A 15,636-nucleotide genomic window follows, 5' to 3' on the forward strand; every position below is an offset into this window, starting at 1 on the left:
CAGCCCTCGGTCACCGTGTGGTGGGGGATACCGTGCAAGAGCATGATCCCGGTATTTCGTTCCCTGACGGAGGACTATGGCCGGGACGTGCTGTTTGTGTCTCTGTACGACCTGCCGCCACGCCGCAAGAAGCTGGGCTGGTCAATCCCTGAGAATGGCGAAATGCGTCTCGAGATTCTCGACGACGAGAACTGGAAGGTCAAGGCCAAAAAATATCTGAATGACCGTCCTGGGATTCATATCGTCAACGGCATCTATCACAATGAACGCATTCGTCACGTGGCACACCTCCTCTCGCAAGGCGGTCATCGATTTGGGGTCATCATGGAGGCGCCGGCCAATCTCGAAGTGGGAGCGAAGAGAGTGCTGAAGTCGTTGCTTGCGCCGATAATCACACCAATGCGAACGCGCTCGGTAGCCCGCAAAGCGGAATTTGTGCTATCGGCGTCCGGTGATCGGCAGCAAGCATTTGAAAGTCTTGGCTTCGCGCCTGACCGCATCTTCCCGTTCGGCTATTTCCCCAACTTCCCATCGTTGGAACGGAAAGACGAAAACACCGCACCAGCCCTGCGCATTCTTTGTGTGGGTTACCTTGAGCCCTTCAAGGGACAGGATTGCCTGCTGAAGGCGCTGGCGTTGTTGCGAGCCCGCTCGGTCCCGGTCGAATGCGTCATAACGGGGTTCGGCTCCGCGGGTGAGGCTCTCAAAACGCTAAGTATCAAACTCGGATTGGCGAACCACGTCCAGTTTGTTGGTGTCGTTGACAACGAACGGCTGCTGGAACTGTTTCGGTGGAGCAACGTGCTCGTGGCGCCCGGACTTGAAGAGCCTTGGGGGATCCGTATCAACGAGGCCCTGCTTTCGGGACTTCCAGTGGTTGTGAGCGACGGTGTTGGCGCCAAGGAGCTGATCGAGACCAGCAGCGCCGGACAAGTTTTTCGCGCCGGATCAGAGGCATCGCTAGCCGACAGCCTTGATATCCTGTTCCGGCGACTTCACAACGGAAGCGGCCTCGCCGACATCATCCGCGAATTTCGCCCATCGATTACTCCGGAGGCCGCTGCCAGCTATATCGAGAAGATTATCGAGCATTGGGAGGACGTATCGCGCGGCCAATCTGCGATGGCAAAGCGGCCGATGCCGCCCTGGCATCATCCGGCCAAAAGCCGCAGCGCAGCTCGGCTTGAGAGCCGCGGTCTGTGAACGATCAATCCACCGAATCTCAACCGCCAACATTCGCCAATCCTCAGGCGCCAACATCCCGGACGGGCTCCAAGACCGAATGAACATGATGCGCATTGTCGAGATCGTCGCCTCGGTCGAAGAGGAGGCCGCAGGACCTTCCTATTCGGTGCCGCGCCTCAGTCAATCCGTCGCCGCCCTCGGGCACGAAGTCGACCTTGTCTCGCTCGGTCTTCCAGGGACGAGGAATTGGGCCGGCGTGCGCCACACACGTTACGCCTGGGATCTCAAGCGGGCAGGTCCCCTTGTCAGGCTTGGTGTTTCGCAGACGATGCGGCGCGCGCTACGGCGAGCTTCCGTAGACATCTTTCACACGCATGGGCTCTGGATGATGCCCAACATCTATCCTGCCGAGGCGGCATTCCGGCGCGGCCGGCCATTTATCCTCTCTCCGCGGGGAATGTTGGGAGCCGAGTCGCTGCGCTTTTCCGCTTTGCTCAAACGCGCGTTCTGGGCAATGGCGCAGGGCAGGGCCGCCCGCCAGGTAAGCTGCTTCCACGCGACGAGCGAGCAGGAGCTCGAGGACATCCGTGCTTTTGGCCTGAGGCAGCCGGTTGCCGTCATTCCAAATGGAATCGATCTGCCGACCGCAAGTGAGCTCACCGCCATTTCGAGACTGAGCCGACGACGTACACTCCTGTATCTGGGGCGTGTTCATCCCAAGAAGGGTTTGGAGCGATTAGTGGATGCATGGGGGCAACTGGAAGCCCTGCATCCGGATTGGCAACTCAGAATCGTAGGTCCGTCCGAGTTAGATCATGGCAGCCAATTGAAAGCGCGCGCAAGCTCACTCAGCCTCACTCGAATTAGCTTCGAAGACAGCCTGTTCGGCAAGGCCAAGCTCGCCGCCTATAAGGAAGCCGATCTGTTCGTCCTTCCAACTCTCAATGAAAATTTCGGTATGGTCGTCGCCGAAGCCCTGGCGAATGGCACCCCGGTTGTCTCGACCCGTGGTGCTCCTTGGGGAGGCCTTGTCAAGCATGATTGTGGTTGGTGGATCGATCATGGGGTCGAACCCCTTGTGGCGACACTGACGTCGGCGATGGCAATGGATTCCGCACTTCTGAATGCTATGGGCGCGCGCGGCCGCGCATGGATGAAAAGGGATTTCAGCTGGGACGGAATCGCCGCGAACATGGAGCAGGTTTACCTTTGGTGCTTGAACCAAGCGGACCAGCCGCACTTCGTAACGTCGGAATAGGCCATGGCTGATTTGATCCCACGACCTTCTCGGCTAGCGCCGTCTCCTGCGCCAAGCCTGAAGGACAAATCCAGGCGGTTGGTATGGCGAGTTGTGCAAGCCACGCTGTATAGCTGGTCGCCTGTTCCAGCTCACGGTTGGCGGTGTTTTCTTTTGCGACTATTTGGCGCCACGGTAAGCAAAGGCGCTCATCCCTATCCATCGGCGCGCATTTGGGCTCCCTGGAATCTGCGGCTAGGTGCCGTGAGCAGCCTCGGGCCCGGAGTGATTTGTTACTCGGTTGGTTCGATTACGGTCGAAGACCATGTTACCATAAGTCAAGGCGCCCACCTCTGCGCGGCCACGCACGACTATCGCGATCCCACTTTTCCGCTCTTCGTTGGGCCGATCCGGATTGAGGCGGGTGCCTGGGTGGCGGCTGAGGCTTTCATCGGCCCTGGTGTGCGTGTTGGAAGTCGGGCTGTCATAGGGGCACGTTCGGTCGTCACCAAGGATGTTTCCGACGGAGCCGTCGTGGTCGGCAATCCAGCCCATCAAGTAGCATCACGATAACCTGTTTTAGTTTCGTTAGCTAAATTATAAATGGTCAAAGCGGACATGAGCAATGAAAGCAAGGCAGCTATGGGGATTCACGTCGTTATTCTTACTTTGAACGAGTCGGTTCACATAGCCCGCTGCATCGAGAGCTGCAAAGGTCAAGTTGAAAGCATCACCGTCATTGATAGTGGATCTAATGATAGGACGGTCGAGATAGCCGAGAAGCTTGGTGCCGAGGTAATTCGTCACCCTTGGGTAAACTATGCGACTCAGTTGAATTTCGGAATTTCCACCCTTGTTGCGAAGGGCGGCTGGCTCCTGCGAATCGACGCCGACGAGGTGTTGGATTCGGCGACGCCAGGCCAGCTTTTTGAAGCTGTTTCGCAAGCCGGAGGCGATTGCGATGGCATCCTCGTGCAGCGTCGAATTTATTTCCTCGGCCGTCGCATAAGATATGGAGCGATCGAGCCTAGCTGGCAGCTTCGGCTTTGGCGCAATGGCCGAGGGCGCTGCGAACAGCGCTGGATGGACGAACATGTAATCGTGAATGGGAATGTCCGAAAATCAAACATCATAATCTCGGATATTAACTTGAATTCTCTAACGTGGTGGTCGGCGAAGCATAATCAATACGCTTCTCGGGAAGCCATAGATTTGCTGAATGCACGTTTCGCATTCTTAAAAGCAGACAAGCTGCCCGCTTCCGGTACGAGCCCGCAGGCGCGTGCGCGCCGCTTTCTAAAAGAAAAGCTTTATCTCCGCACCCCCGCAGGGCTTCGAACTATAACGTACTTCTTGTACCGGTATTTCATCCGCCTTGGGTTCCTCGACGGGAAGCCAGGATTCTATTTTCATTTTTTGCAAGGTTTATGGTATCGGGGATTGGTAGATGCAAAGATGTTTGAAATTGAGGAATTTGCGAAACAAAATGGCATATCAGTTGCAAAAGCTATCAAAGACCGTACTGGATTTGTCGTCGACGAAGGTTGAAAGACCAGCAATTCCGATGCGCTTATCGGCTATAGTATAGAAATCGATGTTTTTAACTTGGAGATTCAAATGAGTCAGGAAAAGAATCTGGAATATCTCTACGATTCTCCGGAAACGAACGATTCTCACAATATTTTGCTGCCTGCCGTCGACAGGATTGTGAGGGAGTTTTCTCCAGCGACTATCTTCGATTTGGGATGCGGCAATGGCAGCGTTGCAAAACACCTTAGCGATAGGTGTGTTGTTACTGGGATCGATCCATCAACATCTGCAGTTGCTATAGCTAATAAGGTCTATCCCGATCTCAGGATTGAAAGCGGTTCAGCTTACGATGATCTCCGTGCTCGCTATGGCACATTTGACATGGTCCTCAGCCTTGAAGTTGTGGAACATCTCTATGACCCAAGGGCCTTTGCCAGGAACGTTTACGAGCTTCTTAATCCGGGTGGAACAGCCGTCATTTCAACACCATATCATGGTTATCTCAAGAATTTGGCACTCGCGGTGACAGGTCGAATGGATGCGCATTTCTGGGCGCTGTGGGATGGTGGTCACATCAAGTTCTGGTCTATACGGACGCTCGGAATGCTGCTCAAAGAGGCGGGGCTGGAAGTTTCACGTTTCGAGCGAGTAGGCCGCGTTCCCGCGATTGCGAAAAGCATGATAGCGATCGCAAAAAAACCGTAGCTAAGGTCGAACCGGGGGCCGGAAGCTCCCCCAGGCTGGGTCACGGACCTTTGTTTCGCCAGCCCTAGCATAGCATCGTATCGATTTCCCGTCGATTTGAGAAACTTCCCGTTGAAAACCCCAACGACAAATCGCCGTTCATTCTTGAAGGTCGCACCCATTGCGGCCTTTGCTACGGGGTCTCGAGCCACGGTAGTGGCTAATGCAACTGCCGAGGAGACGGATCCATGCGGCAGTTCGGCAGCGCGACATAGCGCCAATGAGGTCAGCCGAGGCAATACGCCCGTCTACGCGACAGTGGTGGGCATGCCCTTCGTCTCGGTTCCGGCAGGAACAACTGCACTCCGGGTAAACGGCTACAATGAGGCTGGAGATGGTGGCGATGCTCTTTATAGGAGGGTTGATTCACGGCCGGCACACAGTGGCAAATTTCAAACCGGCGATGGTGATTGGTGGGAGCTAGTTCCGCCATTCAACGCTGCAATGTTCGGCGTGGTGGCAGGTGGGCGAACCGACGCTGCGACAGGGCTAATGAACGCCATAGCGACCGCGCAGTTTCTAAACCAGCCGCTTGAACTCCCAGTTGGCGATATCGCCCTAGACACGGCTCTCCCCACCATCACCATTCCTGCAAACACTACTCTCGACATTTGGGCCCGAGGAAAGTCCCGACTGATTATCAACGCGGGCGATCCAGCGTGTATCGATTTCTCCGGGGAAGTTATTGCAACGAATCTTACCCTTACGGCCCCCGTTGCTTGGGGCGACATGGTCATTAATGTTAGTGACGCCAGTTTGGCGCATGCCGGGGACATTCTTTTTCTCGACACTGACACGCAAGTCGAGACTTCCTACGGCTACGACAAGCAAATGGTGGGCGTGATCGCATCGATAAACGCCAACGAAATCACGCTTGTCGAGCCTGCAAACTTCGATTTCTCTCCCCTTGAAACCTACATTTCCGTTTATCGATCTGGCATGCTTCGCCTGCGCGGAATAAGCTGGAAATGTGCGCATGGGAAACGTGTCGAGTTCACGGGCCTGAAAGCGCCGTACATCTGTGATGCGACTCTGGAGGGAACTGAAGCCCGCGCCGAAATAGATTGCCTCCTTCTTCGCGTTTGCGAGGGAGTACGAGGCGAACGCTTGGCTCTGACTAATAGCCGCTATACAATCAACGTATCCAACGCATCAAGGAACTCGGCATTTAATGATATATACGCAGAAGGCGTGCAGCATCCGATAGATGCGAATAAATGGGCTTTCAACACAATAATCAAGCGTATAACGGGCTTAAATAATACTGCTATCGTCGAGTGCCATCCTTCTTTTGAAACGAAATTTGAAGACGTAGTGGACGTTCTCGCTCCTAATCAGAAAGCGTCTCTGGTTGGCCTGCGGTGCTATGGTGGCCACGCAAAGCGAGTCAGGTCCGTGGATACCTCCATGACACCTGTGAGCGGCGCAGGTGGCGTTATCAGCCTTCCAGCCTATCGGTATCTTGGAAAAAAATATGATCGTGTCTATGAGGACGTAGTCGGTCCGCGTGGAGGCCTTGGGGCACGGGAAGTCAATGGCGTCTACGTTCGCCGTTGCCACGTCAATTCTATCGACATCGATATCACAAACGATGTCGGGTTCGTTGAAGTCGATGACAGGACAACGACAAATGTAGTGAATATCCGCCGAACCATTCAGCGCACGGCGCCGCGTGCAGAGCCGGTCGTCCTGTCCGTTGTCGACGAATGGGGTGCTCGGGGTAAGGTTGCCAGCATCAAGGATGTTACAAATTCCAATCCCGCTCGAGTTGTCGCCCCGGCGCATGGCCGTTCAAATGGCGATGTAGTTCGCGTCGACGGAGTCGTCGGCATGGCCCAGATAAATAAACGCCTATTTATCGTGGCGAACGCCTCTGCCGACACGTTCGAGTTGTATGACACGAACACAATCACCTATCCCAAACACCTTTCCGGCGGCAAGGTGGCACCGGGTATCACGATGAAAGCGGCCTACGTCAAACAAGTCCCTTATCTCGGCTGGTCACCTGTCTTGCATTACAAGACCGTACTGCGCAATTCCCCTTTGCGAGTTGGCGCCACCGTGCTCACAATACCGTTCAAACTGAAGCACAACTACGGTTTTCAAGAGCTTGGATCTGGTTATCGTGAGCTAGAAATAATCATAAGAGCGTTTTCGCGCAGTCGGGGTCTTGTCATCGCTCGTTACTCTATTATGGCTTTCCACGGCCATCCAAGCTCTTTAATGATAGGATCTGCCGTTTCGCTTGGCAGTATTGGGGCGATAACTGCGGTGATTACTAATGCAGCACCTCATTTTTTTACTCAAGTTGCAGCTGAGGGTGGAAACGCTGGCACCGAACACGATCAGTTTTATCTTACAGCCGACGCTGTGATTACCGTGCAACGCGCTAGTGACATCGTTGATCTTGTTGAATTGGAAGTGCTGGAGCGGAGAATGGGACTTGCATAGCGTTGCGTGCAGATGCGCAGCCAGCACATCGATAAACGGCAGCGTGCTTAGAATGGCGGCCAACTGCAAACTCAGAACGACACCGGGTCTCGTTGCGCGCCTGGTTATCTGGGTCGAGGCTTCGATGCGCGACGGCACGCGTGGATACGATTTGACTGTAATCCGCGATAAAAGCTGAAAACATTCACAGGTGCGCTTTTGTCCATCAAGGCGGTAGGCCTCCTTACACTTGTCGCTCTTACGTTCGCGGTTGGCTTTCTCGTCATTGTCGTTGAAAGAGGGATAGATCTGGGCGCGCGGATGCCCAAACCCGCCGCAGCGCTTGAGCCGTTTGAGGGCAGGTTTGCTGTCCAATCGATTGACGATTTGCGTGTCGCCGGGCTTAGGATTGTTTTGTGCGGCGTCGCGTTCACCCAGCCGCATTCTGTGCGGACGCTGGTGTTCGAGGTATTGCGTCGGGATTATCAAGGGCTTACGTTGACTTGCAAGCCGGTCGGCATGGGGACTCCATGCGACGGCAATGTCTCGTCAAAGTTTGGTGACGCCCTCGTTGTGCAATGCCTCACCTCAGACGGCACGGATGTGGCTGCGAAGCTCGTCGAGGCAGGCATTCTATGCGGGCAGCCGGCGCAGGCGGGCTCGACCTATAAACCTTGCGCGCCGGGCTCGTAGCTCCTGCGGACCCGTGGCGTAACCGTCGAAACGAAGGTGACGCCAGCGCCCCAAGGAACGCCGGATTGGCTCGCTGGCAAACGCGCTCTATTGCGGCCGACAGTAAAGATGATACATTTCGATATTCTAATGGTGTGTTCAATCAACCACACCGAAACCAAAAATTATCTCGCATATGCGAAATGGGTTGGAATTGACGCAGAAAGCTGTTACGCGCTTTTGAGTACCTTAGCGGTTGGGTGGGCCTCAGGTAACGTGGGACAGAAGGATTGATGCGGATGAACCTAGTGTTGAAAAGTGCGTTGGCCGGAGTTGTTGTGTTGGCCGGCTTCGCCCCGGTGTCGTCTTTCGCGCAGGATGGGTCGTGCACCTGTGCAACCGCCTATAACGGCGTAAATCCGATTGGATCGCTCGGCAGCGTCAATGGCGATGTGATGGTCTCGCAGGTGGCTGGCTATGGCCCGGCACAAGCAGGGGGCGCCCTGGATTTCGGGAGCCGCATCGTGGTTGGCGGTAAGGGATCGGCTTCGGTTCATGTGGGTGGCTGCAATGTCAGCGTCCCGGCTAACTCGACTCTCGATATCTCCCGTGTTGAGAACAAGATTTGCCTCAATGTCCTCGGTTCTGAGCATACTGCCCAAACGGGCAATTCCACGGGTACCTCCAATAACAATACTCCGCTCTTCATCTTCGGCGGCATGGCGCTTGGAGCCGGTATTCTGGCCGCGACCGCGGACAAAGATCACGGCCACGCTGTTAGCGACTAAGTTGATCGTAAATAGGGCGACGGCAGCAGAGGCGCATGGTGGTTCTGCTGCTCGTCTGTTGGCGACAGAGCGGCGTTATTCTGTATGCTGTTGCAGTCGGTATATTAGTCGAATCGCTTAAGCCAAGGCGACATGCGGATGTCTGAGGCTAGCGAACATGCCGAGATGAAGGGCGAAGTACCGGTCTAGCTAGGCACCATGGCCGAATTGCAATCTTTTGCTTCGCTGCTGCGTGTTGGTGCAAGTTTCGGATGCGGGGCCCGGCAAAGGCGAAGATCAAAGTCAATTCTGTGGAGGGCGGCATGTGTGTAGCGCTCGATACATCAGGCGCAGCTATTGCCGCCGATGCGGTGCTGATCATCGGCCTGCATGATGACGACAACTCTGTCCGCCAATAGCCGGGGCCTGGCATCCATCGTATCGCTTGAACTTGACAAATGCGTCATTCGCTGTGCTGCGGGTGACGCATTAATATTTTTTGCGGGTGACGTCCCTACGTTGCGTCGTTGCAGTCACAAACGCCCATGATCGATCTGCATTCCCATATCCTACCCGGCCTTGACGACGGCTCGCCCAGTCTTGCCGAATCGCTGGAAATGGCTCGACTGGCGGTGGCCGACGGAACGACCCACATGGCGTGCACGCCGCACGTGACGCCGGGCATATACGAAAACGGAACATCCAACATCGTCCGGGCGGTTCAGGAGTTGCACCAGGCGCTGCGCAGCGCCGCCATACCGCTTGCTCTCTACGTCGGCGCCGATGTTCACATAACGCCGGATCTTCCGGACCAATTGGCGGGCGGCACTGTGCCGACCTTAAACAGGTCCCGCTATTTTCTGTTCGAACCGCCGCATCATGTTCTACCTCCCCGAATGGAGGATCTTGCTCTACGCCTAATAAACGCCGGTTTCATCCCGATTCTTACTCATCCTGAGCGTTTGACCTGGATCAAAACGAATTACGACGTTATCGAGAGGTTGAATGCAGTGGGTTGTCTTATCCAGGTTACCGCAGACTCGATTGTTGGTGCTTTTGGACGCACGGCGCTTTATTATTCGGAAAAGCTGATTGACGAGGGCAGGGTGGACATCATCGCATCGGATACGCATAGCGCTACACGCCGGCGTCCTGGCCTTTCACAGGCGGTTGCCGCTGCCGCCAAGCGATGTGGAGAAGCCGAGGCCCGTAACATGGTGCTGAAACGTCCAAGCGAAATATTGGCGAACCGGCCCATCGAGCCTGTCGGAAAAGCACGTCCAAAAAAACCTAACGCAGGCAACGCCGGCCGTTTTGGATTGGGCCGCTTGTTCAAGGGCGGGACTGTGTGATGGGCTCTTTCCGTTTCGCAAGAAGCCATATGGCCATAATGTCTGCCTTGCTTGCATCACTGGCAATCTCCGCATGCACGAGCACCTCGTCGACGACCCCATCCTCTTCTGGTGCGGTCGATGCGCTACAATTGACATCATCATCCGCGCCACTCTCGGGCGGCGGCGCTCTACAGGTGGTGAAGGAACTGCCTGCGCCGCAAAATACACAGAACGGCAGCGAGCAGCCTCTGTCTCCGAACGATGTGCTCGAGGTAAATGTGTTTCAGGTCGATAACTTAAACAGAACGGTTCAAGTCGACTCTGGGGGCCAGATTTCGCTCCCGCTTATAGGCACGATTACCGCGGCAGGGAAGACCGTCCGTCAGTTGGAGCAGGAGATCGAGACCGCCTACGGCGCCAAATACCTGCAGTCTCCCGACGTCACGATTTTCGTCAAGGAATCGATCGGACAGCGCATTACCGTCGACGGCGAAGTCAACAAGGCCGGTATTTATCCCGTGTCGAGCAATTCTTCTCTCATCGATGCGATTGCCCTTGCTGGAGGGTTCAATACCGTTGGGGATGCAAAAAAGGTTTTTGTCTATCGCAATATCGGCCCAAATACATTGGTTGCTAATTACAACGTCGAGGAGATTCGTGGTGGCAAAAGCCGCAATCCGCGCATCTATGGCGGCGACAAGATTGTGGTCTTCGCCTCGAAATCGAAAATTGCGATGAATAATCTCAAGGACGCCCTCGGTGTCGCGTCAAGTGCAGCTCGGCTTGCTGTGGTCCCCGGCCTGTGATTCATGGCCGGTCAGAATGTAGACGAATTTAGGATAATCTCCGACCATGCTCGATCGCAACAGGCAGCATCAAATAGCGGGTCCGGGACACGGCCAGGCCCTGTCCGCCGACCTGTATTACGACGGTGCGCAAAATTATAGCCCTTACGGCCGCGACTATTCGGAGCAGGATGAAGGCTTCAATCCGCTAAAGCTGCTCTTTTACGTTGTCCAATACCGGTGGCTGATCATCATTATGGCGGCAGCTGGCCTTGTCGCCGGGGTCATCGTTACGATGATGCAGACTCCGAGGTATCAGGCTACAACGCAGTTGGAAGTGCTAGTTCCTTCGGCCAAGGTCTTCCAAGACATCGAGGTGGTTTCTGAGAACGCCGACGTGCGGGCCTTCCTTACCGCTCGCGAAAAACTCAAAAGTCGCGCATTGGCCCAGCGCGTGGTGTTCCAACTAGGCCTCAGCGAGAAGCCGGATTTTTTGTTTCCTACACCGAACTTCTCCCTCAGCAATATTTTTTATCGCGCGTTCGGAATTTCCAAATCTCCAACCGTTCAAGGGAAGACCCCAGAAGAACGCGAGGCGATTGCGATCGGGCGGATCCTAAACGATCTCACAGTCAATCTGGTCGCCAACACAAGCCTACTATCAATTACGTTTGCCGATCAGAATCCGAAATACGCAAGCGACGTAGCCAACCAGGTAGCGCAGAGCTTTATCGATCAGCGCCTCGACCAAACCAGCGAGACCTCGGACCTGGCAAGGCAATTCATCCAGGAACAGGTTTTGCAGGTGAAGCAAAAGCTCCAGAAATCTGAAGAGGAACTGGTCGCTTACGCAAAGGATGCCGGCATCACAATAACCGGCGACGACAAGTCGCTGATAGGATCGAACATCGAGGCTCTGAACACAGCGCTTGCGACGGCGATTCAGGATCGTCTCGATGCTGGACGGGTAGTGGATCAGATAGATAAGGGCCGCGGTTCGAGTCTAGCCCCGGTCCTGGAAAGCGAAGGTCTGCAGAAACTCAGCGAAAAGTTGGCGGATTTGACGAGCCAGTACCAGCAGAAACTGGGCATTCTCAAGCCGGGTTTTCCCGAAATGCAGCAGCTTCAATCGCAGATCAAGGAGCTGCAGCGGGTCTATAATAATGGCGTCCTTGCGATAACGGATTCTCTGCGACTGAAATACCAGGAGGCACAGAACAAGGAGGCCGATCTCAAGGCCAAACTTGCTGAAATGGAAAAGCAGCAGGTCATCTTCAACGACAAGAACATCAAATACACAATTCTCAAGCGCGAGGTTGATTCAAATCGATCCCAGTATGACAGCCTTATCGCCAAGCTGAACGAGGTTGGTGTAAGCTCGGAACTCAAGACCCAAAGCGCCGGCATCGTAGATTTCGCTACGCAGCCGCCAGTGCCTTATTCTCCCCGCCTGAGCATTAATCTTGCGGTTGCATTGGCTCTTTTTCTGACCCTTTGCGCCTCGATCATTTACATCATTGAACTGATGAACAACACCTTCACCAATCCCGAACAGGTTGAAAAGGAGCTCGGCTTGGCAATGCTCGGCATCTTGCCGCTCGTCGATGACCGGGAACTCATGGCCAGTATTGCCGATCAGAAGTCCGGCCTGTCGGAAGCCTATCGTTCGCTTCGAACTTCGCTACAGTTTTCCGGTGCGGAAGGCGCGCCACGATCGCTGGTCGTCACGAGTTCGGAGCCTGCGGAAGGCAAGTCGACCACGTCGTTCAAACTCGGGCAGGATTTTGCAGCACTTGGCGCAAGAGTTCTCATTGTCGACGGCGATCTCCGGAAGCCGAACCTTCATCGCCTGTTTGGTCTCGACAATACGATCGGACTGAGCAATCTGCTGACAAACACCGTTCGCAAGGAGGATCTGGCGAGCATTTTCAGGGCGACGAAATATCCCAACGTCACCGTTCTGACCTCCGGCACGATCCCGCCAAACCCAGCGGATCTGCTCTCGTCACCGAAGATGGCTCTGATAATAACCAATCTCGGCAAGCGCTTCGATCTTGTCATTATCGATGCGCCGCCGATTGTCGGCCTTTCTGATGCTCCTATTCTCACCCGACTCGCTGAGGGCACATTGATGGTCATCTCTACAAATCAGGTGACGCGCAAGTCGGCCAAGACCGCGTTGAAGCGCCTGCGAGCTGCTGGCGCGAACGTGGTCGGAGCCGCAATGTCAAAGTTTGCGGTGAATAAATTCGATTACAACTACGCTTACAAATACATGAATTATCAGTACTACAACTACGGTACCGACACGAGTACTCCGAAGATTGAGGGCAAAGTCGATGATGGAGCAGGCCGGCCCGCTTATCCAAAGTCTCCGACATTCAGTCGTTTGGTTCGTCGCATCCGTTCTAGTGTTGGTGGCTTCCTCGATCGGGCTAAGTCGATTTCTTGAAACAGAAACGCCAACCGTCGCTCTTGCGCTGGATCCATTCAACGTCGATGCATTGACAGCTGAAATCAGCGGTGACCTGAACGATACGAATAATGCTATCGATCTTGATGCCTTGCTTGCCAAGGCTAAGCGCGCGCTCACCTTCGATTTGGCCGATGCACGCCTCTATAGCCTGATTGGTGAGATCAAATACCGGCAAGGCGAAAAAGACGAGGCCTACCAGCTCTTCGATCAAGCCCGAAAATTGTCCAAGACAGAGATCCATGCGCTACAGAGGTCAATTGGCCGCAACATCGAAGCAGGTGATTTGCCCAAGGCCGTTGGCGAGATCGACATATTGCTGCGGCGATGGCCAGACCAATTTCCGGCAGTCGCCGACGGCCTGCCGACAATTCTCTCAAATTCCGAAGGGTACCAGGCTGTGTTGGCGGCAATCAGAGCGGAGGCGCCCTGGAGAGCCACCCTGATCTACGCTCTTAGCAAAACTCCCCGGGGGATTGATTTCGCAAATCGGCTGCTGCTCGACTCGGCCGGATCAAGCGCACCGCCGAATTCGAGCGAACTGAGTGCCGTGATCAGCGGCTACTTTCGTCAGAAGCAATATGGACCGGCCTATCGGCTGTTTCTTTTCACCCTGTCTGAGCAAGAGCGGAAGTTAGGCGGATACGTTTTCAACAGCACGTTCGAGCCAGTCTCCCGCGGCAAACCTTTCGATTGGCAGATCCCCGGGCAATCCGGCTTAGAAGTCACGTTTGTAACATCTCAGGATGCAGTAGAGGGTGAGGGTGGGGCGACGGTCCGGTTCTTGAATACCCCCGTTAAGAACACAGCTCTTCAGCAGTTAGTTTCGCTGCCTTCAGGCTCATACAAGATTTCGCTGATTGCCTCGGCACGGAACCTGAAGCTACCCAAGGGATTGTTCTGGTCCATCAGATGTGTTGACCCTGCGGGAGAAATTGCGCGATTCAACATTCCGGAAGGCACTTACAATCGTCAGACTCTCAGCCAGGAGTTTTCAGTAGGACCGGCTGCCTGCCCTATACAATTGTTGACGCTTCAGACCGCCGCCATTGCCGAGAGCTGGCGCTTTCGATATGTCGGCACCTTGGTAATGCACAAATTGAGCGTTGAGAGACTTCCATCTTGAACGACCGGCCGTCGGAATGGGATAAATATCTCCTCGGCACGGTCTTGTTTGTATCGCTGCTGATCGGTGGTGGTACTGCGAGCGGCCTTTACACGGACACTCTGATCGAGGTCGCGGCAATTGTCTCGGCGGCAGCCATCTTCTCGCAAAACGCCGGCCAGAGAATCCCGCGGCGCGTTCTGTGGCTGCTGGTCTTCGCTGTGGCGCTGATCGTTTTGCAAATCGTCCCATTGCCGGCAGCCATATTCAATGGGTTGCGGCCAGAGCTGCTGCTCGGAGATCCCTGGGTTGGAGAAAGCCGATTTCGCTTCATCAGCGTCGGGGTCGGCCGCACGGTCGAATGCCTGCTTTATCTTCTGGCCGCTGCAGCGTTTTTTTTGGCCGTGTTGCGTTTGCGTGCCGAGCAGGTCAGTGCGCTCCTTCCGTTTTTCTTCATGGGTGTTATCTGCAATGGTTTGGCGGGAGCGATTCAATATTCGCTCTCCGACGACGTCGCCATTGTCGGGCTGTTGCCTTTTACGATCAATGCCGGCCTTTTTGCCAACGTAAATCATTTTTCGGCGTTGCTTTTTGTGTCTATTCCCTTCGTCGTCTATTACGGTCTGTTCCGCGGGCATCTCTTGTCCGGATCCTTCGGCTTGATCGCGCTTTTGCTGCTTCTTTTGGCCGCCGGTTCTCGCGCCGGCGTTCTGATCGGGTTGGCGATCACCGTATTGTCTGTAGTCTTTCTCTCAGCTCGTTCGAGGGCGAGTGGGTTCGGCGTTCTCCTGATCTTTATCGCACTTTCGATCTACACGATAAGCGCCTGGACCAAATTGGATGCACAGGCGCTTGATCCGGCGTTCGGGCGAGGAGAATTTGCGCGAACCACAATCGAGGGCATCAAAGACAATTGGGCGATAGGTATTGGATTCGGGAATTTCCAGAAGGCCTATCAGATATACGAAAGAGCAGGCATGATTTTCAGGGAGTATGTGAATCATGCTCACAATGAATACCTTGAAATTGCCTTCGAAGGGGGAATTCCTGCTATCCTGCTTATGGTAGGCTATTTCGTACTGCTTTTCGCTGCACTTGCCAGGGTTCGCCGCGACCCACTTCAGAAGGCGGCATTCCTCTCGGTGTCTTTTCTTCTCATTCATTCGCTGGTCGATTATCCGCTGCGAACCGGGGCGCTGGCGATGACCTTTGCCTATATGAACGCCATCATCTTCCACAAAGGATTTGCCGAACGCTTGAGCCGCAAGAGCGAGATGATCGAGATCGATCACAACGGTGACAAGCTGTTTGTTCCCATCGGACCTTCGTCCTAGCGATCTCGTCGCCACGGCTGGCATCGCCAGAACATGGCGG

Annotated in this window: 13 protein-coding genes; all 13 read left to right on the forward strand. The window is 54.8% G+C overall.

Features of this window, described 5'->3' with window-relative positions; all coding sequences use genetic code 11:
- The first annotated feature begins 42 nt into the window (after window positions 1-42).
- The 13 genes from NKJ15_RS26310 (at window position 43) to NKJ15_RS26370 (ending at window position 15,596) form a co-directional block, all read left to right on the forward strand.
- Window positions 43-1,203 (forward strand): glycosyltransferase family 4 protein, encoded by a 1,161-nt coding sequence (locus NKJ15_RS26310; protein ID WP_352818545.1) that lies wholly within the window; start codon window positions 43-45, stop codon window positions 1,201-1,203.
- 85 nt (window positions 1,204-1,288) lie between these two features.
- Window positions 1,289-2,443 (forward strand): glycosyltransferase, encoded by a 1,155-nt coding sequence (locus NKJ15_RS26315; RefSeq protein ID WP_352818548.1) that lies wholly within the window; start codon window positions 1,289-1,291, stop codon window positions 2,441-2,443.
- Between the two features lie 3 nt (window positions 2,444-2,446).
- The gene (locus NKJ15_RS26320) at window positions 2,447-2,995 is read left to right on the forward strand and encodes an LbetaH domain-containing protein (protein ID WP_352818551.1); all 549 of its coding nucleotides are present in this window, start codon (window positions 2,447-2,449) and stop codon (window positions 2,993-2,995) included.
- 45 nt (window positions 2,996-3,040) lie between these two features.
- Complete coding sequence (locus NKJ15_RS26325) at window positions 3,041-3,970, forward strand: glycosyltransferase family 2 protein (protein WP_352818553.1); 930 nt, start codon at window positions 3,041-3,043, stop codon at window positions 3,968-3,970.
- Between the two features lie 69 nt (window positions 3,971-4,039).
- On the forward strand, window positions 4,040-4,657 hold the full coding sequence (locus tag NKJ15_RS26330) for a class I SAM-dependent methyltransferase (protein WP_352818556.1): 618 nt from the start codon (window positions 4,040-4,042) through the stop codon (window positions 4,655-4,657).
- Between the two features lie 195 nt (window positions 4,658-4,852).
- Window positions 4,853-7,147 carry a hypothetical protein gene (locus NKJ15_RS26335; protein ID WP_352818558.1) on the forward strand — a complete coding sequence of 765 codons (2,295 nt, stop codon included), beginning with the start codon at window positions 4,853-4,855 and terminating at the stop codon, window positions 7,145-7,147.
- Between the two features lie 198 nt (window positions 7,148-7,345).
- Window positions 7,346-7,819, forward strand: coding sequence for a hypothetical protein (locus tag NKJ15_RS26340; RefSeq protein WP_352818560.1), 474 nt, complete (start codon window positions 7,346-7,348; stop codon window positions 7,817-7,819).
- 278 nt (window positions 7,820-8,097) lie between these two features.
- Entirely contained in the window at window positions 8,098-8,586 is a 489-nt protein-coding gene (locus NKJ15_RS26345) for a hypothetical protein (RefSeq protein ID WP_352818563.1), read from the forward strand.
- Window positions 8,587-9,110: 524 nt separating this feature from the next.
- Window positions 9,111-9,917: a tyrosine-protein phosphatase gene (locus NKJ15_RS26350; RefSeq protein WP_352818566.1), complete on the forward strand. Its 807-nt coding sequence runs from the start codon at window positions 9,111-9,113 to the stop codon at window positions 9,915-9,917.
- A 38-nt stretch (window positions 9,918-9,955) separates the two neighbouring features.
- Complete coding sequence (locus NKJ15_RS26355; protein WP_352818569.1) at window positions 9,956-10,705, forward strand: polysaccharide biosynthesis/export family protein; 750 nt, start codon at window positions 9,956-9,958, stop codon at window positions 10,703-10,705.
- Window positions 10,706-10,751: 46 nt separating this feature from the next.
- Window positions 10,752-13,136 carry a GumC family protein gene (locus NKJ15_RS26360; RefSeq protein ID WP_352818571.1) on the forward strand — a complete coding sequence of 795 codons (2,385 nt, stop codon included), beginning with the start codon at window positions 10,752-10,754 and terminating at the stop codon, window positions 13,134-13,136.
- Window positions 13,102-14,283, forward strand: coding sequence for a tetratricopeptide repeat protein (locus NKJ15_RS26365; protein ID WP_352818574.1), 1,182 nt, complete (start codon window positions 13,102-13,104; stop codon window positions 14,281-14,283). The genes NKJ15_RS26360 and NKJ15_RS26365 overlap by 35 nt, the downstream gene beginning before the upstream one ends.
- Complete coding sequence (locus NKJ15_RS26370; RefSeq protein WP_352818577.1) at window positions 14,280-15,596, forward strand: O-antigen ligase family protein; 1,317 nt, start codon at window positions 14,280-14,282, stop codon at window positions 15,594-15,596. Before NKJ15_RS26365 ends, NKJ15_RS26370 begins: the two co-directional genes overlap by 4 nt.
- Window positions 15,597-15,636 lie beyond the last annotated feature (40 nt).

This window comes from Mesorhizobium sp. M0207 (assembly GCF_040321995.1).
Classification (GTDB): domain Bacteria; phylum Pseudomonadota; class Alphaproteobacteria; order Rhizobiales; family Rhizobiaceae; genus Mesorhizobium.

What these genes read in the sequence shown, in the direction of transcription:
- NKJ15_RS26310 (WP_352818545.1), top strand. Translation starts at nt 43, where the DNA reads ATGATCCCGGTATTTCGTTCCCTGACGGAGGACTATGGCCGGGACGTG.
- NKJ15_RS26315 (WP_352818548.1), top strand. Translation starts at nt 1,289, where the DNA reads ATGATGCGCATTGTCGAGATCGTCGCCTCGGTCGAAGAGGAGGCCGCA.
- NKJ15_RS26320 (WP_352818551.1), top strand. Translation starts at nt 2,447, where the DNA reads ATGGCTGATTTGATCCCACGACCTTCTCGGCTAGCGCCGTCTCCTGCG.
- NKJ15_RS26325 (WP_352818553.1), top strand. Translation starts at nt 3,041, where the DNA reads ATGAGCAATGAAAGCAAGGCAGCTATGGGGATTCACGTCGTTATTCTT.
- NKJ15_RS26330 (WP_352818556.1), top strand. Translation starts at nt 4,040, where the DNA reads ATGAGTCAGGAAAAGAATCTGGAATATCTCTACGATTCTCCGGAAACG.
- NKJ15_RS26345 (WP_352818563.1), top strand. Translation starts at nt 8,098, where the DNA reads ATGAACCTAGTGTTGAAAAGTGCGTTGGCCGGAGTTGTTGTGTTGGCC.
- NKJ15_RS26350 (WP_352818566.1), top strand. Translation starts at nt 9,111, where the DNA reads ATGATCGATCTGCATTCCCATATCCTACCCGGCCTTGACGACGGCTCG.
- NKJ15_RS26355 (WP_352818569.1), top strand. Translation starts at nt 9,956, where the DNA reads ATGTCTGCCTTGCTTGCATCACTGGCAATCTCCGCATGCACGAGCACC.
- NKJ15_RS26360 (WP_352818571.1), top strand. Translation starts at nt 10,752, where the DNA reads ATGCTCGATCGCAACAGGCAGCATCAAATAGCGGGTCCGGGACACGGC.